Source organism: Undibacterium hunanense, assembly GCF_014284335.1.
GTDB classification, from domain to species: Bacteria; Pseudomonadota; Gammaproteobacteria; order Burkholderiales; family Burkholderiaceae_D; genus Undibacterium; species Undibacterium hunanense.
Map to the genome: position 1 here is coordinate 132,041 of NZ_JACOGF010000004.1, position 20,920 is coordinate 152,960.

The following is a 20,920-nucleotide window of genomic DNA, read 5'->3' on the forward strand; positions in this document are numbered from 1 at the left end:
TTAGTCTAATTTCCGTTAATTCTACATAAATTGATGACAAATTGACGACAAAATTGCTATTGCATACATCTGTTATTTTCGGATACATTCGGTTACATTGGAATACGATAAGATACAGATGGTGCAATTGTGAATATTTTGAATTGGCGAGAAGTATGGCATGCCTACCAGTCTCATGAAGAAGCTGTAGTGCAGCAGCAGCGGCAACCGGCATCCATGCTGGACAGCTTGCGTTGGGCTGTGCATATGCGTCTGACTGATAGTGATAGCCATTTCAAGAGCAAATGCATGTTCCTGCTGCGCAGCAGCTTGCGCCCGCGTACCAGCATGGCCTGGTATGCTTATCTGCATCAGACTTATCTGCGTAAAGCCATCAGCAAGGACATTGCCTTGCTGGATGCCATACATCGCCCCTTCTTTGATCGCAACATCGGCCCGGGTTCCCGCTTGTCGTTGATGCAGAATCATTTTCATTTGTCCGGCATCCTGCTTGGCAAAGACCTGGCGCAAGACCTGCTGGCAGGCAAAGCCTTTGATATTGCCAGCCTGCAGGGCAAGAACCAGGAACAGTACCGGCTCAGCCTGTTTCGCTGCAATTCATTCAAGCGCGAAGGTGGATTGACACTCGGCCTGTTTCAGGGGACGCACCTGCTGCAATGCCTGAGCTTTTCTTTCGACCACCACCATCAGCAACTGTCGATACGTGTAGGTGGCGTGCAGTCCAGCAAACAGGATGCGCGTGAATTAATCAGGGCCTGTACCAAGAGCCTGCATGGCATACAGCCGCGCTTGTTGTTGATCGAAGCCTTGCGCTGCATTGCGCAGGAGCTGAATTGTGCGACGATAGAATGTATCGCCAAAAAGAATCACATCTATCAATCGTGGCGCTACCGTTTCAGTAAATGTATCAGGGCAGAATATGATGCCTTGTGGCAGAGCGCTGGTGCAACACCGCACAGTAACGGCAATTATTTGCTGCCGCTGAGTGTGGAAGAAAAGCCCTGGTCAGCCCGCCCAAGCAATAAGCGCAGCGAATACCGTGCGCGTGACGTGTTGACAACGGACATGCGCAAGAACATTGTACAAAGCCTGGCAGCAGCCTGAAGATTTGCTTCTGCTGAAGCATCACGATGCTTGTTGCTTGCTGCCTGATGTGTTTTTATCCCGATTCCTGAGCCCCGGCTGACGGTGTTTGCCGGGAGACCAGAAATGCCTGCAGCGGCAAGCACATCTGATTGGGTGCAGACTGCCACATTCACGACATGGGCTGGCTCTGGCCTTTTGGTAAAAACTTACCAAAAATCATCTTTTCTCTCTGTTTCTCCTTAATTCTCTATTAATATCATGTAAACTTAAGTGCAGAGCAAGATGTATGGCCTGATGCCCGGCATCGCTGCTGCCTAGCTATCGCCACGTCAAAAAACTGTACTAAGCTGTACTACCTACGGAGAAAGAGCTTGATGAGTGCTCAGCAAGATCCGCCGCTGACAGTAAACTCACTGATACAGGCTAGCCTGTTGTATTTTGTGCTGGCCGTGGCAGGCATGCTGTTGTCACGTAGCGCAGATAATGTCGCCATCCTCTGGTATGCCAATGCAGTCGCCGTTGCCTATCTGTGCGACCAGCCTCTCAGGCGTAATGTCCCCCTGTTGTTGTTTTTTGCTGCTGCCAACTTTGCTGCCAACATGCTGCTGGGGAATGGCTTGCTGCTGTCAGGCTTGTTTACGGTGGCGAACATCATCGAAATTCTGCTGGTTACCTATACGCTGCGCAGTGCAGACCTGGTGAAAGACTTTGACATAGCCGGCAGCAAACTGACCAAATTGATCTTGCTGGGGTTTTTCTTGCCCTGTGCCTGTAGCGCCACCATTGGTGCGGCGATGGCTTCGTGGGCGGGGTTGGGAAATTTCAGTCATATATTCCCGACCTGGTATGTAGGGGCAACGCTGGGTATGGCTCTGATCTTTCCAATGATGCGCATGGCAATGCGCCATACGGAGTCGACCAGCATACAATGGTTGAGGGTCATTCGTTATGCGCTCCCCACCGTTGCCATGGTGTTTGTAGCGCTGACATTTTTACCGTTTCCTTTTGTGTATGTACTGGTTGCACTGACTTTCGGCATACAAAAACTCAGCTATGAAGAATCGCACTTGCTGATTGTGCTGGCGATTACCAGTCTGGGGCTGATGATTTCACTGGGACACTTCATGTCACCTGACATCGAGTCCAACTGGCAGATTTTTTTGATGTATCTGCCGGTACTGATTACCACCATTCCGCCCATGCTATTGTCTGCCAGCCTGAATGAAGGGCGTATCAAGGAAGCAGAGCGCCTGCAATTTGCAGTCGAGTTATCCAACAGCCAGGCAGCCCTGCAAACCGTAATAGATCACATGCAAGCCATGATCGGTTACTGGGACATTGATTTGAAAAACCGTTTTGCCAACGGCGCCTATAAAAAATGGTTTGGTTTTGATGCACATGCCATGCAGGGCCTGCACTTGCGTGTGGTGATAGGTGAAGAAGGCTTTCAGCAAAGCTGGTTCCATATCCAGGCAGCTTTGTTGGGTGAGGCCCAATTATTCGAGCGCACCATCATTGATACCGAGGGTGAAAAGAAACATGCACTGATTTCATACATTCCACATGCACTGGATGGTGTGGTGCATGGCTTTTATAGCTTCGTTACCGACATTACCCAGTTGCGGCAGGCGCAGATGCAAGAAATACTGGCGCGCGCCAAACTCACCAGCATGTTTGAAGCAGCCAGTGAATTTGCCATTATCGCGACCGATACCGTGGGCAATATCCAGATTTTCAGTAAAGGTGCAGAACGCCTGTTGGGTTACAAGGCCGATGAAGTCATCAACCGGCAACCCGTCATCGAAATACATCTGCGGGAAGAGGTACGGCAGCGCGCCCAGGCACTGAGTGTCGAAATGGCGTATCACGTATCCGGCTTCGAAGTATTTGTCGCCAAGGCCCGCACGGGCCAGTCCGAAGTCCAGCAATGGACCTATGTCACCAAGCAGGGGCAGCACATTCCCGTTAGCCTGGTCGTCAGTGCCATACGCAATGACAAAAACGAGATAGAGGGTTTTCTTGGCATTGCTACCGACATCAGCCGCCAGAAACAACTGGAAGCTTCACTGATTGCTGCCAAAGAACAGGCCGAAATGGCCAGTCGTGCCAAATCCGAATTCCTGGCAAATATGAGCCACGAAATCCGTACACCCATGAATGCCGTACTGGGCATGAGCTATTTGCTCAACAAGACGGAACTGTCTACCGTGCAAAGAAATTATCTGAACATGATACGTTCTTCGGGACAATCCTTGCTCAGCATACTGAATGATATTCTGGATATTTCAAAGATCGAGGCCGGCCGCATTGAGTTGTCACCCACACGTTTTTTTCTGAAAGACGTGTTGAGTGCTCTGGCCAATATGATGTCGGTGAATGTAGGTGAAAAAAACCTGGAGCTTTCACTGGGTATTGATGCCGGCGTACCAGGCGAGATGATAGGCGACGCCCTGCGCCTGCAACAGATATTGATCAACATCATAGGCAATGCCATCAAATTTACCGAAAGCGGCGAAGTGTCACTGCTGGTACAAAAACAGGAGCAACCGGAAACCGCAGATAGTGCAGCGCTACTGATACAGTTTATCGTACGCGATACCGGCATAGGCATGTCGGCCGAACAGATAAGCAGATTGTTTACCGCCTTTGAACAGGCTGACGCATCTACCTCGCGTCGCTTTGGTGGCACAGGCCTGGGGCTTGCCATTTCCCGCCGTTTTGTTGAATTGATGGATGGTTCCATTGATGTCAGCAGTATCGAAGGGCAGGGAACTGAGTTTCGCGTCAGCATACCCATGCTGCCCGTCACCAGCGATAAGGATACGCTGGCGGGCACGCAACTGATGTCTGGTGCTGAAACAGACCAGGGCAGCTTGCAGCACATCAGGAAGATACTGGTGGTGGATGACAACATCACCAGCCGCACCTACATTGCCAAGACCATACAGGCCTGGGGCTGGCAGGCGGACGTGGCAGCATCCGGTGCCGAAGCCATACAAAAAGTGCAGGCACTGGGTAATACGGATGCCGCCTATAACGCTATCCTGATTGACTGGCATATGCCTGTGCAGGATGGCCTGGAAACCGTGCAGGTGCTCGACGAATTGCTGGCGCAAGCCCGCCTGCCGCAAATACCACTGATATTGATGAGCAGTGCCTATGATCGTAGCGCGCTGGTACTGGAAAACACCCGGCGAAAGCCGGACGCCATCTTGCTGAAGCCAGTTACCGGGTCCAGCCTGTACGATATCTTGCAAGAAACCTCCGCGCATGCCCATGGCGCAGGTCGAATCAGGCCGATGCCGGTCGCAGACCAGGGCAGCTTTGCCGGTGCCCGCATCCTGCTGGTGGAAGATAATAAATTCAACCAGATTGTTGCTACTGGAATTCTGGAGCAGGCTGGTATAAGCATAGAAATCGCTAACAACGGCAGCGAAGCGGTCGAACTGCTGAAAACCTCGGCGGACCGCTTTGACCTGGTGCTGATGGATGTGCAAATGCCCATCATGGATGGCTGGACAGCGACCGAAGTACTGCGCAAGGAATATGCCCTGCAACTCCCCATACTGGCGATGACGGCAGGCGTCATGCAGGCCGAACGTGAACGCTGTCTTGGCGTCGGCATGAATGACCTGATTTTCAAGCCGATTGATGTGGAACAGATGATGGCTGCGCTGGCACGCCACTTGCCAAGGTCTGCTGCCAGTGTCAGTAGCAGACCGGTTCTGCCTGTGCAGCAGATTGGTGCGCCTGCCGATACCGGACAGGATATTTTTGATCCAGCCAAATTGCTGTCCCTGGCCAAGGGTAACCCTGCCATCATCAAGACCCTGGTGGCTGCCATTGAAAACATGACCAGCGTTGCACAAGTCGAATTTGGCAAAGCAGATGAATGCTGGCGTGAAGGCAATGCCGTGCAGGCTGGTCGCATTTTGCATACCTTGCGAGGCAGCATAGGTACACTGGGGGCCAATGATTTTGCGCAAAGCGCACTCAGTCTGGAAAATGCCATCAACAGCAACCAGCAAGATCTGGCTGAAACCTTGTTTATTGTGGCAAAAACCAAATTGGACCAGGTAGTTGCCATGGTGAACGACTGGCTGAAGACGCAACATCAGGATGACAATACGGAACAAGCTGCTACAACAAAAACACAGCCTGACCGCTTGAAACTGGATGAACTCAAAACCCTGCTGGCCGCACAGAATATGCGGGCCAGTGAATTACACCAGATATTGCATACGGACCTGTCTTCCTGGCTGAGCAGGGACAGAAGCCAAAAGTTGGATAGTGCCATGGCGCAGCTGGACTTTCAGGCAGCACTGGACGTCTTGCAGCAACAAGAACTGTAATTTCATTGCTCAATAAACATTTTTTTAAGTATCATGTATTTGCTGTTATGCTTGAGAAATACGATTAAAACCATGCCCCGCCATGGCCTGACATTTTAAGCTTATGCCGATATCCAAATACCTGGAAGCATTGCAAGATAATCTATCTATGCTGACAAGGCGTCCGCGCATCCTGATTGTTGACGACCAGGCAATTAATATACAGACCCTGTACCAGATTTTTTCTGAAGACCACGACGTATTCATGGCAACCAGCGGTCAAAAGGCCCTGGAATTTTGCCGGCAAAACCCGCCCGACCTGATTTTGATGGACATCATCATGCCAGGCATGGATGGCCTGGAAGTTTGCCAGCATCTGAAGGGCGAAGAACACACCGCCGATATCCCCGTACTGTTTGTAACGGCGCAAAGCGATCCGGATGAAGAATCGCGTGCGCTGATGGCTGGCGGCATGGATTTCATCAGCAAGCCCGTCAATCCTGATGTTGTACGTGCCCGTGTCAAAACCCATATCACCCTGAAATTGCAGCGTGACCTGTTACGCAAACTGGTGTACACCGATCCTTTGACCGGCCTTGCCAATCGTCGCAGTTTCGATGACTCTTTTGACCGGGAATGGCGGCATTGCCAGCGCTATGGCAAGTCACTGGCTATTCTGATGCTTGATATCGATTACTTTAAAAAGTATAACGACCATTATGGGCATCAGGAAGGAGACCGGTGCCTGGCCGCCGTGGCAGCCTGTCTGCAAGCAAATTTTGGCCGCCCGCATGATGTGGTCGCCCGTTTTGGCGGCGAAGAATTTATTTGCCTGATGTCTGAATGTGAATTGACCAGTGCCGCCAACAAGGCTGAAAACCTGCGCCATGCCATGATGGCCATGGCGATTCCACACGTGGATTCGCAAGTGGCACAAGTGGTGACACTCAGTATGGGCGTGGCGTCCATTGTGCCAAATGACAAGCATAGCAAGGCAGCCCTGATTGCTGCCGCTGACGCCAAACTTTACGAAGCCAAGAACAACGGTCGCAACTGCGTGGCGTCCTGAACCATTCCTGTCTGTCTGAGGTGCGACTTGCAAGCTGATATCTTTGGCTTGCAACATCTGCTGGCGTCATAATTTTCAGCATGCAGGCTGCTTGTCTTGCAATGCCTCTTCCAGGCGTTTTCCCTCACGATAAGAAAGATCAGATGATTTGCCATTGATCAGGCGACTGATGGTGGCCTGATTGACTCCAGCGATAGCGGCGACTTCTGCCTGGCTCTTTCCATGTGCCAGCAGTGCCAGTGCAAGATTTTTGGATGAATTCATGTTGATACAATTATATGCCAATATGAATCGAAACAACACTATTTCGTTTTCTTTGCTTGCATTTTCTATGCATTAATGCATAATCCGGGCATGGACGCTAAAACAAACATCAAATACTTACTGGAGCGGTCGGGCATGAACCCGACCTCGTTGGCAACTGCGCTGGAAAAATTCTTTCCCGAAGATAAATGGGTGCCACAGGCAACCATTTTCAGGATAGTCGAAGGGATTACCAAAGACCCACGCACCTCCTCGCTGGCACCTATCGCCGAATACTTCGGCGTCAATATCTCTGACTTGCGCACCAAAGACTTGCGTGTCATGGAAGAAGATATGCCGCGGATACCGGATGATGGTGGCATTGCCTGCATCAACTATTATTCCGCCAAAGGTTCTTGCGGTGGTGGTGCCCATAATGAAGATGCCGAACCCAAGGGGCAGCTCATCAAAGAAGCCAGCTTCTTCAAGAAATACAATGTCAAGCCAGAAAATCTGGCCGCCATTTATGCCGATGGCAGCTCCATGGCTGATTTCATCGTCGATGGCGACATGGTCATCATCGACAAGACCAAGACCGAACCACAGAGCGGCAAGATCTTTGCCATTCAGCATCCGGATGGCCTGCGCATCAAACAGTTACGACGCGAGATAGATGGCACCTGGGTGCTGGAAAGCCGCAATCCCGACAAACGCAATTACCCGGATGAACGCATCACCCCGGAAAATGTTGGTTTGCTAAAAATCCTGGGACGTTTTGTCTATCGTCAGGGGGGATAAGGCAACATATTTGCGTGCAATACGAAAATGTATTAAATGCTTAAATAAGCATGCACCCATGCTTATAAACTTTATCAGTTGTGTAAGTTGTATCTTTGCGCTGACCGTGTACACATGCAAGCGCATGTGTAGTCAGCGTCTATTGGCGGCTTTTGCCGCTGGATTCAACAATAATATAAGGGCCACATTTGTCCAGTTGCCTGGAAAAACCATCCGACTGCCCGACGAGTTTTTCCAGGCCCTTACCTGTCTCAAAATTCAGTGGCAGGCTAAGACGGATCTCTTGCAGATAATTCCCGCCCGCGCAACTCAGCATGATGCTTTTCGCCACGTTGTCGCCGTAGTTTTTCTTCACATCAGCGAAAAAATCAGCAGCAGCAAAAGACTTCCCTACACGTGACAATATAAATTTACCGACCGTCGAATTGTTAACCTCTTCCACCGCAGCTACCGCTGTTCTGAAATAGGTATCGGCATCACGCGCTTGGCAGACGCCATGTTTTTGCCATTCATATTCACCGAATTTAGTCTCATACATAAAATTCGGCATCCATGGCGATATGCGCGATACCGTATCCTTGGACAGCCGCAGCGGTGACGATGGGCAATTTCCATAATTGATGCCGCATTCTTTCCTGTTGGGCCACAAGCCATGCAGTGTCAGGTTGGACACCACCAGTTCACCGTTATTGATGGCATCACATTCCGGCTTTTTCCCCTTGTACGGAAAGTGCTCACAAAACCCCGGCTGCCAGGTAATGGCCAGCACATAACTGTCTTCCTTATTTGGGGTAGAGCAGACATCACCCGTGCTGCCACCATTATTCTTTGCTGACGCAGGCTGCCTGTTTGCGTCATCCATCGTAAAACTGCCACAGTCACGCGCTATCCAGCGCAGCCTGGGATTGGCGCCTGGTACATCCACCCTTATCCATTCAAAATTACCAGCCTTGTTGATCTCGCGTATGTCATACGCCAGCCCTGGTTTTGTCTTTACCGAATCGGGATTGCTGCCCTTGGCAAACGACACATACAAATCGCAAGACTTGCCCGCAGTAAAACTTCCAGCCGCACGTTCGCTGGCATAAGCTGCGAATCCGGACAAGACTCCCGCTAACAGCAATAGAGCCTGTTTCAATAAAAGTTTTCTCACAATGGTTTTTACTTTTTGGATAAGTGCGGATAATGACATGCGGCAAGATGGAATGCCGCAATATTGACATGTAGTAGTCGCGATCTGATCTGACAGTTACCCGATTTGAAGACGGCGATTGTCAAATCAAATTCAGTTGTTCAATGTGGTAATTTTATCGCGCCACACCTCCTTTCCGTCAATCAGTGTTTGCATCGGTGTGCGTCCACAGCACATTTTTCCCTGATGGGTACGCTCATCGTTGTAATACGTCAGCCATTCATCAAGGTCATGCTGCAGTTCGTCCATGGATCGATATATCTTGCGCCTAAAGGTAACCTGGTAAAACTCTTGCAGTATGGTTTTATGGAAGCGCTCGCAAATACCATTGGTTTGAGGATGACGTACCTTGGTTTTGGTGTGTTCAATGTCATTGAGCGCCAGATACAACTGATAATCATGTGTTTCTGGTCGGCCACAATATTCCGTTCCTCGGTCTGTCAGAACACGGATTAAGCCCATGCCTTGCTCCTCCAGGAAGGGTAATACTTTGTCATTAAGCAAATCTGCTGCGGTGATGGGTGTCTTCGTGGTGTACAGCTTGGCGGCTGCCCATTTCGAATAGGTATCAACAAAGGTTTGTTGATAAACACGTCCTACACCTTTGATAGTGCCGACATAGAAAGTGTCTTGACTACCAAGATACCCAGGATGCACGGTTTCTATTTCACCATGAGCGACATCGTCGTCCTGCTTCCTTTCCAGTGCCACAACCTGAGATTCTGTGAGTACTTCGCCCGTTTCCGCGACATGGCGCTCCAGCGCAGCCAGGCGCTTCCTGAAGGACTCCAGATCACGTCTTAGCCATATTGACCGGACACCAGAAGGAGAAACAAAGATGCCACGCTTGCGTAGCTCGTTGGAGACACGTACCTGGCCAAAGGCAGGCTGTTCCACAGCAAAGGCAGCGACCGCTGATTCTGTCGCTTCATCGACACGATTGCGGAGATTGGGTTTCTTGCGGTTGGCATCAAGTAATGCTTCGACACCGCCTTTATCCACTGCAGATTGATAACGGTAAAACGTATCTCTGGAAAAGCCCATCACCTTGCAGGCCCTTGATACGTTACCAAGTTCAGTAGCAAGGTTGAGCAGGCCGACCTTGTGTTTAATGACGTTCTGAGAAATACTACTCATGAGGTTACTCCTTGGCGCTTACGCGCTGGTTTAATAAAGATTCGCACCTCTATCAAACCGGGTAACCTCACCTTTGGCAAGACCTTACTGTCAGATCAAATCGAAACTACTACAGATGAAATATCTTCTTGAGCACTCTTCCATTGCACAATACTCGAATCGTTCATGACATTATAATGACTTAAATTTGTCTTGTTAACGTCCCATTTTAAAACACAAAAAAGTGCTCGCTCTACGGTATATTGCAAATTCTGTCTCGCAATCATTAATGCGCGAATTTGTGTTTCTGGAAATGGGTCTCCGTGTATCAATTTGTTCCTGATATCTGATAGACCCAAATTACTTCCGCTTTGAAAGATAGGCCATAAGTCATGGAGATTTATTGAATGTTGTTTGCTAAAACCGTCAAATGCTTCACGAAGTGAAATGCGATTTAATTCATTAAGTTTTTTGTACATGGAGGCCCTTTGCTCGTCTGAAAGAACAGGATCAGGACAATTTTTTATCGAGGATTTAAGATGTCCTTTTAGTTTCTCCCATTCGATCTCTTGTAATACAAACTCTAGACTTTCTTTTCTCCTGAAATCTAAAATTAAAGCTTCTAGTGCGGCAAATAAGCTTAGGAATGCATTCTCTATTGTTTTTGTTTTGGAGGTTACCACGGACTGTAACGCGCTTCGAATTGTTAATTTATTTTCATATTGCGAAAGCACTGAATAACTCTTTTCAATAAAATCCTGAAAATCCTCATTATCGACTATTTTATCTCGTCCATTTTCTTCATCCTCTATAGTAGGAAAATGAAAATTACCTCGATAAAATCTTGATTGCGATTTACTATCGTATGTTGTCCAACCGAGCCATACAGTTCTATTTCTGCTTGCAAAAGATGCAATTAGGAGAATATCCTCGACTTGCTCTTGAAGCAGATTTCTTATTGCATTCGCATCATTAGCGGCACAGTCCAGCTCGGTGCAAGCAACCAGAAAAGACCATTGAGTAAGGTTTTTATTTCGATCAATTTTGTTTGCATAATGATTTGCAAACGTGAGTTTCAGGCCGTTCCCTAGCATGAATTCGAAATTTCGGATCACCTTGTAATTTATGCTCCCATCGTACGATCTTGTTGGCAAGCTGATAGGTGTCAAAGTCTTATTTGGGCTGATCCAAAGAACTAATTTTGTTTTTTGTTTTTTAGATTTTTTTTGAAAATATTGAATTACATGCAAATTCTGAGGTTCTCCCTCTAAAGTTGTTTCACTGACTTCATGACCCCAATGTTTTGTCACAACATTTGAAAAATGAACTTCAGGAGCATATATGACTAAGTCAGGTTTTTGGTTTGATGTAGGACTGCTTGCTTTTAATTCAGTTTTTCCAAAGTGAAAAATTTTCTCACCATTTCTTGTGTCTGGCTTGAGTACTAAGTAAGGCTTTTCATAAATTCGTTCGGGTAAGTAAATCTTACATGGAACATCTCTGATTTCCCCTTTTTTTGACGACAAGGTGGCTTTAACAAAGTAGCTTTCATCATGGTTGAGGTTATGTTTGGATGTCAATTGTCATTCCTTTATTGAAGAATTTATTAATTTTGAAAAATGACATGCTAGGATGAATTTTTATCTATTCTACTCAGTCTGGCACTAAATAATATTTGCAGTACAAGTTCACATTGGAGCGCTGTCTATTGAATATTCTCAATAATTATTATGAGAATTGTGGAAGTTTTCATGAATTGCGAAAATGTTGACTTGAGTAATTTTAACTAAGTACTTAGTTTCATTGGAGCGGGTGAAGGGAATCGAACCCTCGTATGAAGCTTGGGAAGCTGCCGTTCTGCCATTAAACTACACCCGCACACCTAAGCAAATTACTGGTTTATTCTAGCAGGAATTTTGGTGCTATTGCGGCACGCATAGTGACTGTTTCCCACGGTCATGTCTTTGCACGATGGGGCATGTGAATGCCTTCCAGTCAGTAGTGAAACAATTTCTCGCTGCATATGATAAATTCTGAGTTCGTATTGATTTTCATATCGCTTTCCTGTCGACTTTTACTACTTGAGAAATGACTGCTAACACTCCCACCACTGCGACCGTTACTGCCACTACTGCCGCCACTTATCAGACGCTGTCCGCCATCCCTGATGTTGCTACCTACCGCCATTTACGCGCTGTTGCTGGTCTTAGCCCCAAAACGCAGGAAGCTGCCGAACGCGGTTTGCCGGGTAGCATGTTTGCCGTGCAGATACTGCAAGGTGATACGGTGGTGGGTATGGGGCGACTGATTGGTGATGGGGGCTGCTTTTATCAGGTCGTGGATATTGCTGTCTTGCCCGAGCATCAGGGGCGAGGTTTGGGTAAGATGATCATGCACGAGATCATGCAGCATATCGATCAGCATTTGCCGGACAGTGCCTATGTCAGCCTGATTGCAGACGGGCAAGCGCAAGACCTGTATGCGCAGTTTGGCTTCAAACATACGGCACCACGTTCGGTCGGCATGGCGATCAGGGTCGCACGTACATAAGACGACGCTCTTTTCATATCAATAAACTTAGTTTGAATTCTATGAACTCTATGAAAAATTTTTTGGCAAGCACGACCTATATTGATTGGGAACACCCGGCTGTATTGCGCCAGGCGCAGCTATTGGCAGAGGGCAGCCAGGATGCGGAAGAGATTGCCAGTCGCTGTTTTCATTTTGTCCGTGACCAGATCCGGCATAGCTGGGATTATCGCCAGAATCCGGTAACTTGCAAGGCATCAGATGTACTGGAACACGGTACTGGCTATTGCTATGCCAAAAGTCATTTATTGGCGGCACTGCTCAGAGCAAATCAGATACCTGCCGGTCTTTGCTATCAGCGTTTGACGGTCACTGAAGAGCCGCCGTATTGCCTGCATGGTCTTAATGCAGTGTATCTGCCGGTGCATGGCTGGTACCGGATAGATGCGCGCGGCAACAAGCCAGGCGTCGATGCCGCTTTTTGCCCACCTGTCGAACAACTGGCATTTGCCATTGTCAGAGACGGTGAAAAAGATTTCGAGCACATCTGGGATGCTCCGCATCCTGCTGTACTGAAATCCTTGACGAGCTGTGCCACAGTAGAGCAGGTTATCGAAAACCTGCCTGATATCGAACCCGGCACCGAACTGCAATAGCAGACGGCTCATCAATCATTATTGAATTACGGACGGATTACAGACATGACACGTATTTATCCCTCACCCGAAGTCGTGGTGCAGCGTCAGTTGGATGCCTACAATGCCCGCGATGTTGATGCCATCATGAAAACCTATGCGGCGCATGCCCAGCAGTTTGAATTTCCGGGCAAGTTGCTTGCCAGTGGTCATGCTGAAATTCGTGCACGCATGGTAATACGTTTCCAGGAAACCAATCTGCATGCAAAGCTGGTCAGGCGTGAAGTGATAGGCAATATCGTCATTGATTATGAAGATATTGCCCGTACCTTTCCGGAAGGTACAGGCCGCATAGAGATGATCGCCATCTATGAAGTGAAAGAAGGCTTGATACAAAGCGCATCCATTGCCATTGGGGCCAAGACGCTGGATAGCTAACTTGTTAGACAGGCTTGCAGGCATAAGCTGTAAAATGGCAGGATCCCCTATTTATCTTTGAATCGCCATGGCACGCCTGCAACTGCATTTCCCCGAAGACCAGTACTATTATTCAACCCAACTGACGGTGCGTGTTACTGACATCAATGGCGCCAATCATCTGGGCAATGATTCGATGATTTCCATGATTTCAGAAGCCCGTGCGCGTTTCCTGTATGAATTCGGCATACGCGAAACGGCGGTCACCGGCAGCGGTATTATCGTGACGGACCTGGCAACCACCTATAAGGCGGAAGCCCACGCGCGTGACCAGTTGCTGTTTGAAGTCGGCGTCATGGATTTCAATCAGTATGGCGGCGATATCACTTTCCGCATTACCCGTCCGGCAGACCAGAAACTGATCGCCATGGCGAAATCAGGCTTTGTATTTTTCGATTACCGTGCCGGTCGTGTGGTGGAAATGCCGGAAGATTTCAGGGCGAAATTTGCCAGAGTCAATTACCTGGCGTAAGCAAGGTCGGGCTGGCTTATTTGTTCAGCTCATTTTTGTAACTTAGTTTTGTAACTTATTTTTCTGGAAATTTTTTACTGATCGCATCCTGGCAAGCCGTGTACCAGCGCCAGCGGGTGCGCATTAATGCGTACAGCATTTGATATTTCTCTTCTTCCGTGCTGCTGCGCTGGCTTTGTTCAGACAGCTGTACAAAACGCAATGAGATCACATTCGGGTTTGCTGCTTCTTTGGTCAGTTGAATTTCCCGTTGCAGATAGTGTTTTAGCTTCATAGTGTTTTGCCTGATCACTGTGCTTCATAGAGGCAGATGCCGGATCAATTCATTGTGGCAGGTCGGCCACATCATCAACAGGAAACCGGATGGAAGAGCGCAGCAGATGTCCCATGGGCATGTTGAGATTGATCGCCTGTGGCGGGATAGGGCGCTGAAACCATTTTTCGTAAATCGCATGAATTTCACCATCCAGCATAAGGCGGCTTAGTTCCCGGTTCACTATCTGTTTGAAGGCGGGGTCATTCTTGCGGATGACGATGGCATACGGCTCCGTCGACAGCGAATCACCTGTTATCTGGAAATCCGCAGGATTTTTAGCCGATGCTTTCAGGCCGTACAGCAGGACATCATCCATGGCGAAGGCGGCTGCCACGCGCTGTTCCACCATGCTGAAACCTTCTGCATGGTCCTTGCTTTCCAGCAGTTTCAAATTAAGCGAACGAATCTGCCCACGATCAGCCAGTGTTTTGGCATTGGTCGTTCCTTTGGTGGTGACGACGGTCTTGTCGCGCAGGTCTGACCAGTTCTTGATGCCTGAATCTGTTCTGACCACCATTTTTGCACTGGCAATAAAATACGCAATACTGAAATCAACCTGTCGCTTGCGCTCTGCTGTATTGGTGGTGGAACCGCATTCCATGTCTGCGTCGCCACCGGCAATCAACTGTAAACGGTTGGCCGGTGTGACCGGCATATATCTGACAGCCAGCGCTGGCAGTTTCAATTCACGCCTGACCGCTTCCACTACTTTCATACACAGGTCAATGGCATAGCCCACTGCTTGTTGATGACCATCCAGATACGAAAAGGGTATGGATGATTCGCGGTGCGCAATGATGATGGTTTTTCGTTCGCGTATCGTACTCAGCGTATCCGTGGCATGCGCCATGACCGGAAGTACAGATACAATCAGCATACATACAAGCAGGATAGCAGTCTTGCGGGCAAGAGTAGACACAAAATATCTCCGTCAATGAACTGTCATGACACCAGCATTACTGAGCCATGTTGCTGGCTGCTGATGTCGGAGCGGGCTACACAACTGCGCGCAAGTATGGTGGTGGGGTCCAACAGGGCAATGTGTGATCCCGCCACTGGAAAAGCCAGGTCCTGCTTCAACAGCAAGGGCAGTTCCGTGCAGCCAAGCACGATGACTGTGGCACCTCTTTGTACCAGGTGTAACAAGGCAGCCATCAAATCGTCCCGGCATGTACCATCGGTGTAGCCAGCCTTGATACCTTCCTCGCCGTAGATGGCATGCATGACTCTGGCCTGATGGATGTCATCAGGTACCAGCAACTCGAAAGCCTGTCCATCTGCCGCTTCGTGATAGACGCGACTGGCTATGGTGCCCGACGTGGCCAGCAAGCCCACTTTGACTCCCGCTGCAAATTGTTGACGGATGTAGGCTACGGTTTCGTCCAGCATGTTGACGATCGGTATAGCCAGATGGGCCTGGATTCTTTTGACATAGGCATGGGCCGTATTGCAGGGAATGGCGATGAGTGCCGCATCGTTGTCTTCCAGACGCTTGCAGGCTGCATAAAGGGCAATGGTGGGATCTTCGCCATCGCCAATCAGATTGGCGGTTCTATCCGGTATTTTTGGGTTGTGCTCAACAATAATCTTGATATGATCCTGATCGCGTGATGCACTGGTGTTGTGGATGATTTTGTTCATGAAATCAACCGTGGCCGCAGGCCCCACTCCACCGACCACGCCAATCTTGAAGCTGCGGGGGAGAGGCTTTTCCCTGTTTCTCAATGCATAATCGACATAGACCTGATTGGTGTCAACAATGGGAATGCCACGGCTGCGCAGTAGATCTGCCACGATGGCAATGTCGGTAGCGCCAGACACGATGACATCCGCACCACGGTCCAGTAAATGCACACAAGCCTGGTGCAAGAGATCAACCGCTGCTCCACGCAAATTGCCGGCCTTGATGCCCTGATCGCCATAAATGGCATGCATGACGCAATCGGTTTGAATGGCATCGTCCGGATAGCTCAGGGTAATGTCACCGCCTGAAAATGTGTTTTCAAACAGCTTTTTGCTTTTCACATAATCAGATGCCAGAACACCAATATGGCAGGCACCTGCAAACTGTTCTTTCAGATGAAAGCGCAAGGCATCCATGATGCTGACGATGGGTGTTGTTATTTCTGTCTGCAGTTCCCGGATGAAGGTATGGCTGATAAAGCAGGGCACCAACACACTTTCGACATGGTGTTTTTCAAACTGCCTGATCATATCGAAAATGTATAATTTTCTTGCATTAAGATTGGGTTTTTCGCCACCCGAATTTTCATTGCCATCAAAGGGATGTTGTTCGAAAAATAATTCATAATCTTCGGAAATACCTTCCCTGGCCAGGCTTCTGACAAGCTTGAAATAAACGTCCACGCCTGCCAGTGCACCTAAGCCACCTATGATGCCCAGACGGGTCTTGGGATGTTGTGTGATCATGAAATTCTCGTTCGCCAATGTATAGCGCCAAAGATAACTCAGCCGGGCCAAAAGATTATGCAAATTCGGTCTAGCTTTATGTCATTGCCACATAGATGGGTTTGTGGCATCGCATTCGGAAGCAATGCGGATATACAATGACCGGGCGGTATAGTGACTGCCGTGTGTTGAGTGATTGAATAACAGGGACACGACAGGAAAACAAATGGACATCAAATGGCTGGAAGATTTCTTGAGCCTCGCACAGACCCGGAATTTTTCGCGTACGGCTGACGACAGGCATGTGACACAGTCTGCACTCAGCCGCCGTATCCGTGCGCTGGAAGCCTGGGTAGGTGCCGATCTGGTGGACAGAAGCACTTACCCGCTGATACTGACACCGGCTGGCAAGGTGTTCAGCAATTCGGCGAGCGAAGCGATGCGGCTGCTGAATGATGCCAGAGCGCAGTTGCGAGTGCGTGGCCAGGACGAAAACCTGTTGCGCATTTCTGCTGGTCATACCTTGTCACTGAATTTTTTCCCCATGTGGCTGAATGGCATACACGCGCAGGCCGGTGATATTCATGCCAGCATCATGCCCGCCAATGTGCATGATTCAGTGCTGTCCCTGGTGGAAGGCAACTGTGACCTGTTACTATCTTATTACCATGCCGAGCTGCCGGTTGAACTGGATGCCTCGCGTTATGCCTACGTCAGCCTTGGCAGCGAAGTAGTACTGCCGGTCTCTGTTCCCAATCGCGAAGGTGCCCCAACTTATTCTCTGCCTGGCAGCAAGCATCATCCCATTCCTTGTCTGACCTATATCAAGGCTTCATTTTTTGGACGTGTCCTCGATCGCATTTTGTCCAGGTCTGGCCAGGCCTGTTATTTCACCTGTGCTTACGAAAGCGATATGGCTGAACTGTTAAAGAGAATGGCACTGACCGGCCACGGCCTGGCCTGGCTGCCAGAGAGCAGTATTGTCAGGGAGCTGGCCGAGGGCCGTCTGGTGCGGGCCGGCGGCGACCAATGGTCCATGACCATGGACATTCGTCTGTATCGTTCCATGGACAATAAAAATACGACGCTGGACAGGCTATGGCAGCATTTGCTTAGTCGCTGAACCGCTGAACCGCTGAACCGCTGAACTGCTGAACTGCTGAACTGCTGAGCCATCTGCCGCAAGAAGACTGGCAGCAGAAAACCACAGGCTTGCTGATTCGGAATACATGTATGTCGAATCAGAATAGATTCATTCAAATTCCTCCCTAAAATTCCGGGCATGGGATGTTTGCCGGAGATTCACTCCGCAGGCATCTGACCAGACATGCTTTATTCAGGAGGTAATTTTGTCTTCTCTTTCAACCAGGATCGAGCATGATTTGCTCGGTGACCGCGCAGTGCCTGCCGCAGCTTATTATGGTATCCACACCTTGCGTGCAATTGAAAATTTTCCCATTACCGGCATACCTGTTTCCAGTTACCCGGATTTGATCGAAGCACTGGCAATCGTTAAACAGGCAGCAGTCAAGGCGAATCAGTCACTAGGCCTGGTTAGTGATGAACACGCATACGCCATCACGCTTGCCTGCGAAAAAATCCGCCAAGGTCAATTCCACGCACATTTCGTCGTCGATGTCATACAGGGTGGGGCTGGTACTTCCACCAATATGAATGCGAATGAAGTCATTACCAATATCGCACTCGAACATTTGGGCCATGCACGCGGCAGTTATGAAATCCTTCACCCGAATGAGCAAGTCAATTTTAGCCAGAGTACCAATGACGTGTATCCAACGGCCTTGCGTATCGCTGCCTACAAAGGTATTTTCCGTCTGATTGATGCAATGGAAATTCTGAAAGTCGCCTTCAACAAAAAGGCACTGGAATTTAAAGATGTACTGAAGATGGGGCGCACCCAACTGCAGGACGCCGTACCGATGACACTGGGGCAGGAATTCAGTACCTATGCCGTAATGATGGGCGAAGACCAGGAGCGCTTGCGCGAAGCTGCCAGGCTGATGTGTGAAGTGAACCTGGGTGCCACCGCGATTGGTACCGGGATCAATACCCACCCTGACTATGCCGGTCGCGTGTGCCAGGCCCTGCTGGAAATCAGCGGCATACCCGTGACGACCTCCCCCAATCTGATCGAGGCTACCCAGGATGTAGGCTCGTTCGTGCAATTGTCAGGTGTATTAAAAAGGGTGGCTGTGAAACTATCCAAAATCTGCAATGACCTGCGCCTGCTTTCCAGCGGCCCACGCGCCGGCTTTGGTGAAATCAATCTGCCTGCAGTACAGGCCGGGTCCAGCATCATGCCGGGCAAGGTCAACCCCGTCATCCCTGAAGTCGTCAATCAGATTGCCTTTGAAGTGATAGGTAATGATGTCACCATCAGTTTTGCCGCAGAAGCCGGACAGCTGCAACTGAATGCCTTCGAACCCATTATCGCGCACAGTCTGTTCAAAAGTGTCGCCCACCTGACCAAGGGGTGTCTGGTGCTGGCAGAGCGCTGTGTCGATGGCATCACGGCCAATCATCAGCGTTTGCGTGACATCGTTGAAAACTCCATCGGTATCGTGACTGCACTGAATCCCTACATAGGCTACAGCGCATCAACCGAGCTGGCACAGGAAGCGCTGTTGACTGGAAAAAGTGTTTATAAGCTGGTGCTGGAAAAGAAACTGCTGACGGCCGCAGAACTGACTGAAATATTGCAGCCGGATAGGCTGACTGCACCGCGTCAGATGCTGGTGGCAGACACGCCCTGAGTTGTCATCACGGTGCATTTACCCATTTTCCGGCATGTTCCCGATTCGCCAGCCGTAGCGGATAACTGCCATTTTTTAATTCATCCCTGTTTCGCCTGTACATAAAATTATCACACTCAGGCAGGCAGGAAAATTTTTTTGGAGGAGACCATAATGAAAAAAAATCGACTGACCACATGGATCATCGGCGGCATGATCCTGGGCCTGATTGTTGGCTACCTGTGCCATTCACAGGCACGCGATGCTGCCGAAGCCAAAGTGATTGCGGGCTATTTTTCTGTCGTAACGGATATATTCCTGCGACTCATCAAAATGATTATCGCGCCGCTGGTGTTTGCCACCCTGGTGTCTGGCATGGCCCGCAGTGAACCTGGTTCGATAGGGCGAATCGGCCTGAAAGCCATGACCTGGTTTTTGAGCGCATCGGTCATCTCATTATTGATAGGCATGTTGTTTGCAAATTATTTTGAACCCGGGCGTTCATTGGCCCTGCCTTTGCCTGATGCCAGTGCCACAACCAAACTGGCGACAGGTTCGCTGAACTTCAAGGATTTTCTGACACATGTCTTCCCGCGCAGTTTCTTTGAAGCGATGGCTGGCAATGAAATTTTGCAGATACTGGTATTTTCCATTTTCTTTGGTTTTGCCCTGTCATCGCTGCAAGGGAAAGGGCCGCGCGTTCTTGTGCATGCCATAGACGAGACCGCCAATACCATGCTGAAGATCACCGATTACGTCATGCGTTTTGCACCTGTGGGTGTGTTTGCTGCAGTGGCTGCGGCCATTACCGTGCAGGGTCTGGATGTATTAAGCACCTATGGCAAGTTTTTGGGATCCTTCTTCCTGGCGCTGGCGGTATTGTGGCTGGTATTGACAGGCGTCGGCTTTCTGTTTTTGGGACGAGATGTGTTCCGTCTGATTGGCCTCATCAAAGAACCCATGATCATTGCGTTTTCAACTGCCAGCAGTGAAGCGTCTTATCCTAAAACCATAGAGCAACTGGAAAAATTTGGTGTCAGCAACAAAATCACTGGCTTTGTCTTGCCTTTGGGCTATTCCTTCAATCTGGACGGTTCCATGGTGTACCAGGCTTTTGCGGTATTGTTCATTGCTCAGGCCTATGGCATACACATGAGTATTTCGCATCAGATCACCATATTGCTGGTGTTAATGGTCAGCAGCAAAGGCATGGCTGGCGTATCGCGTGCATCACTGGTGGTTGTGGCCGCAGTATTACCCATGTTTAACCTGCCGGAAGCGGGACTGTTGCTGATCATGGGAGTGGATCAATTTCTGGATATGGGCAGAACCGCGACCAATGTACTCGGCAACAGCATCGCTACCGCCGTAGTCGCAAAATGGGAAGGTGTTGACGCTGAGGATAAGCTCAGCTCTATGGAATCTGCAGTGCCCGCCGGGCAGACAGCTGTGCTGGCAAAAGTGGCAAACGCATAAATTGCAGGGCAGGGGCAT

The 20,920-nt window shown here is 49.3% G+C and carries 18 protein-coding genes and 1 tRNA gene; 11 read left to right on the plus strand and 8 right to left on the minus strand.

What is annotated here, in order from left to right:
- Nucleotides 1–129: 129 nt before the first annotated feature.
- The 3 genes from H8L32_RS09350 (at nucleotide 130) to H8L32_RS09360 (ending at nucleotide 6,486) form a co-directional block, all read left to right on the plus strand.
- Nucleotides 130–1,104, plus strand: coding sequence for a VirK/YbjX family protein (locus tag H8L32_RS09350; protein WP_186946928.1), 975 nt, complete (start codon nucleotides 130–132; stop codon nucleotides 1,102–1,104).
- A 356-nt stretch (nucleotides 1,105–1,460) separates the two neighbouring features.
- On the plus strand, nucleotides 1,461–5,438 hold the full coding sequence (locus H8L32_RS09355) for a response regulator (protein ID WP_186946929.1): 3,978 nt from the start codon (nucleotides 1,461–1,463) through the stop codon (nucleotides 5,436–5,438).
- 148 nt (nucleotides 5,439–5,586) lie between these two features.
- Nucleotides 5,587–6,486 (plus strand): GGDEF domain-containing response regulator, encoded by a 900-nt coding sequence (locus H8L32_RS09360; protein ID WP_222619304.1) that lies wholly within the window; start codon nucleotides 5,587–5,589, stop codon nucleotides 6,484–6,486.
- 75 nt (nucleotides 6,487–6,561) lie between these two features.
- On the opposite strand, the gene H8L32_RS09365 is transcribed toward H8L32_RS09360, so the two are convergent.
- Nucleotides 6,562–6,750, minus strand: coding sequence for a helix-turn-helix domain-containing protein (locus tag H8L32_RS09365; protein ID WP_186946931.1), 189 nt, complete (start codon nucleotides 6,748–6,750; stop codon nucleotides 6,562–6,564).
- A 90-nt stretch (nucleotides 6,751–6,840) separates the two neighbouring features.
- Between H8L32_RS09365 and H8L32_RS09370 the strand changes: the two genes are divergently transcribed.
- A complete protein-coding gene (locus tag H8L32_RS09370) occupies nucleotides 6,841–7,527 on the plus strand; it encodes a S24 family peptidase (RefSeq protein ID WP_186946932.1) in 687 nt (228 codons plus the stop codon).
- A 139-nt stretch (nucleotides 7,528–7,666) separates the two neighbouring features.
- Here the strand turns inward: H8L32_RS09370 and H8L32_RS09375 are convergent, their stop codons facing one another.
- The 4 genes from H8L32_RS09375 to H8L32_RS09390 form a co-directional block, all read right to left on the minus strand.
- Complete coding sequence (locus H8L32_RS09375) at nucleotides 7,667–8,632, minus strand: ribonuclease T2 family protein (RefSeq protein WP_230412135.1); 966 nt, start codon at nucleotides 8,630–8,632, stop codon at nucleotides 7,667–7,669.
- A 180-nt stretch (nucleotides 8,633–8,812) separates the two neighbouring features.
- The gene (locus tag H8L32_RS09380) at nucleotides 8,813–9,856 is read right to left on the minus strand and encodes an IS481 family transposase (RefSeq protein ID WP_186946934.1); all 1,044 of its coding nucleotides are present in this window, start codon (nucleotides 9,854–9,856) and stop codon (nucleotides 8,813–8,815) included.
- A gap of 95 nt (nucleotides 9,857–9,951) precedes the next feature.
- Nucleotides 9,952–11,415, minus strand: coding sequence for a hypothetical protein (locus tag H8L32_RS09385; protein ID WP_186946935.1), 1,464 nt, complete (start codon nucleotides 11,413–11,415; stop codon nucleotides 9,952–9,954).
- A 224-nt stretch (nucleotides 11,416–11,639) separates the two neighbouring features.
- Nucleotides 11,640–11,713: transfer RNA gene (locus H8L32_RS09390), tRNA-Gly, on the minus strand.
- 210 nt (nucleotides 11,714–11,923) lie between these two features.
- Between H8L32_RS09390 and H8L32_RS09395 the strand changes: the two genes are divergently transcribed.
- The 4 genes from H8L32_RS09395 to H8L32_RS09410 all read left to right on the plus strand — a co-directional run bounded on the left by H8L32_RS09395 (nucleotide 11,924) and on the right by H8L32_RS09410 (nucleotide 13,948).
- On the plus strand, nucleotides 11,924–12,385 hold the full coding sequence (locus H8L32_RS09395) for a GNAT family N-acetyltransferase (protein ID WP_186946936.1): 462 nt from the start codon (nucleotides 11,924–11,926) through the stop codon (nucleotides 12,383–12,385).
- Nucleotides 12,386–12,435: 50 nt separating this feature from the next.
- A complete protein-coding gene (locus H8L32_RS09400; protein ID WP_186946937.1) occupies nucleotides 12,436–13,020 on the plus strand; it encodes a transglutaminase-like domain-containing protein in 585 nt (194 codons plus the stop codon).
- Between the two features lie 45 nt (nucleotides 13,021–13,065).
- Nucleotides 13,066–13,437 carry a nuclear transport factor 2 family protein gene (locus H8L32_RS09405; protein WP_186946938.1) on the plus strand — a complete coding sequence of 124 codons (372 nt, stop codon included), beginning with the start codon at nucleotides 13,066–13,068 and terminating at the stop codon, nucleotides 13,435–13,437.
- 67 nt (nucleotides 13,438–13,504) lie between these two features.
- Nucleotides 13,505–13,948, plus strand: a complete 444-nt coding sequence (locus H8L32_RS09410) for a thioesterase family protein (protein ID WP_186946939.1) — start codon at nucleotides 13,505–13,507, stop codon at nucleotides 13,946–13,948.
- A 55-nt stretch (nucleotides 13,949–14,003) separates the two neighbouring features.
- On the opposite strand, the gene H8L32_RS09415 is transcribed toward H8L32_RS09410, so the two are convergent.
- Genes H8L32_RS09415 through cuyB form a run of 3 tightly spaced genes read right to left on the minus strand, consistent with a single transcriptional unit; the run spans nucleotide 14,004 to nucleotide 16,694 of the window.
- Nucleotides 14,004–14,222: a hypothetical protein gene (locus H8L32_RS09415; protein ID WP_186946940.1), complete on the minus strand. Its 219-nt coding sequence runs from the start codon at nucleotides 14,220–14,222 to the stop codon at nucleotides 14,004–14,006.
- Between the two features lie 49 nt (nucleotides 14,223–14,271).
- Nucleotides 14,272–15,183 carry an amino acid ABC transporter substrate-binding protein gene (locus tag H8L32_RS09420; RefSeq protein ID WP_329605169.1) on the minus strand — a complete coding sequence of 304 codons (912 nt, stop codon included), beginning with the start codon at nucleotides 15,181–15,183 and terminating at the stop codon, nucleotides 14,272–14,274.
- A 23-nt stretch (nucleotides 15,184–15,206) separates the two neighbouring features.
- Nucleotides 15,207–16,694: a cysteate racemase gene (gene cuyB / locus H8L32_RS09425; protein ID WP_186946941.1), complete on the minus strand. Its 1,488-nt coding sequence runs from the start codon at nucleotides 16,692–16,694 to the stop codon at nucleotides 15,207–15,209.
- A 205-nt stretch (nucleotides 16,695–16,899) separates the two neighbouring features.
- On the opposite strand from cuyB, the gene H8L32_RS09430 reads away from it, so the two are divergent.
- The 3 genes from H8L32_RS09430 to H8L32_RS09440 all read left to right on the plus strand — a co-directional run bounded on the left by H8L32_RS09430 (nucleotide 16,900) and on the right by H8L32_RS09440 (nucleotide 20,902).
- Nucleotides 16,900–17,796: a LysR substrate-binding domain-containing protein gene (locus H8L32_RS09430; RefSeq protein WP_186946942.1), complete on the plus strand. Its 897-nt coding sequence runs from the start codon at nucleotides 16,900–16,902 to the stop codon at nucleotides 17,794–17,796.
- A 226-nt stretch (nucleotides 17,797–18,022) separates the two neighbouring features.
- Nucleotides 18,023–19,447, plus strand: a complete 1,425-nt coding sequence (gene aspA / locus H8L32_RS09435) for an aspartate ammonia-lyase (protein WP_186946943.1) — start codon at nucleotides 18,023–18,025, stop codon at nucleotides 19,445–19,447.
- Nucleotides 19,448–19,600: 153 nt separating this feature from the next.
- Nucleotides 19,601–20,902, plus strand: a complete 1,302-nt coding sequence (locus H8L32_RS09440) for a dicarboxylate/amino acid:cation symporter (protein WP_186946944.1) — start codon at nucleotides 19,601–19,603, stop codon at nucleotides 20,900–20,902.
- Nucleotides 20,903–20,920 lie beyond the last annotated feature (18 nt).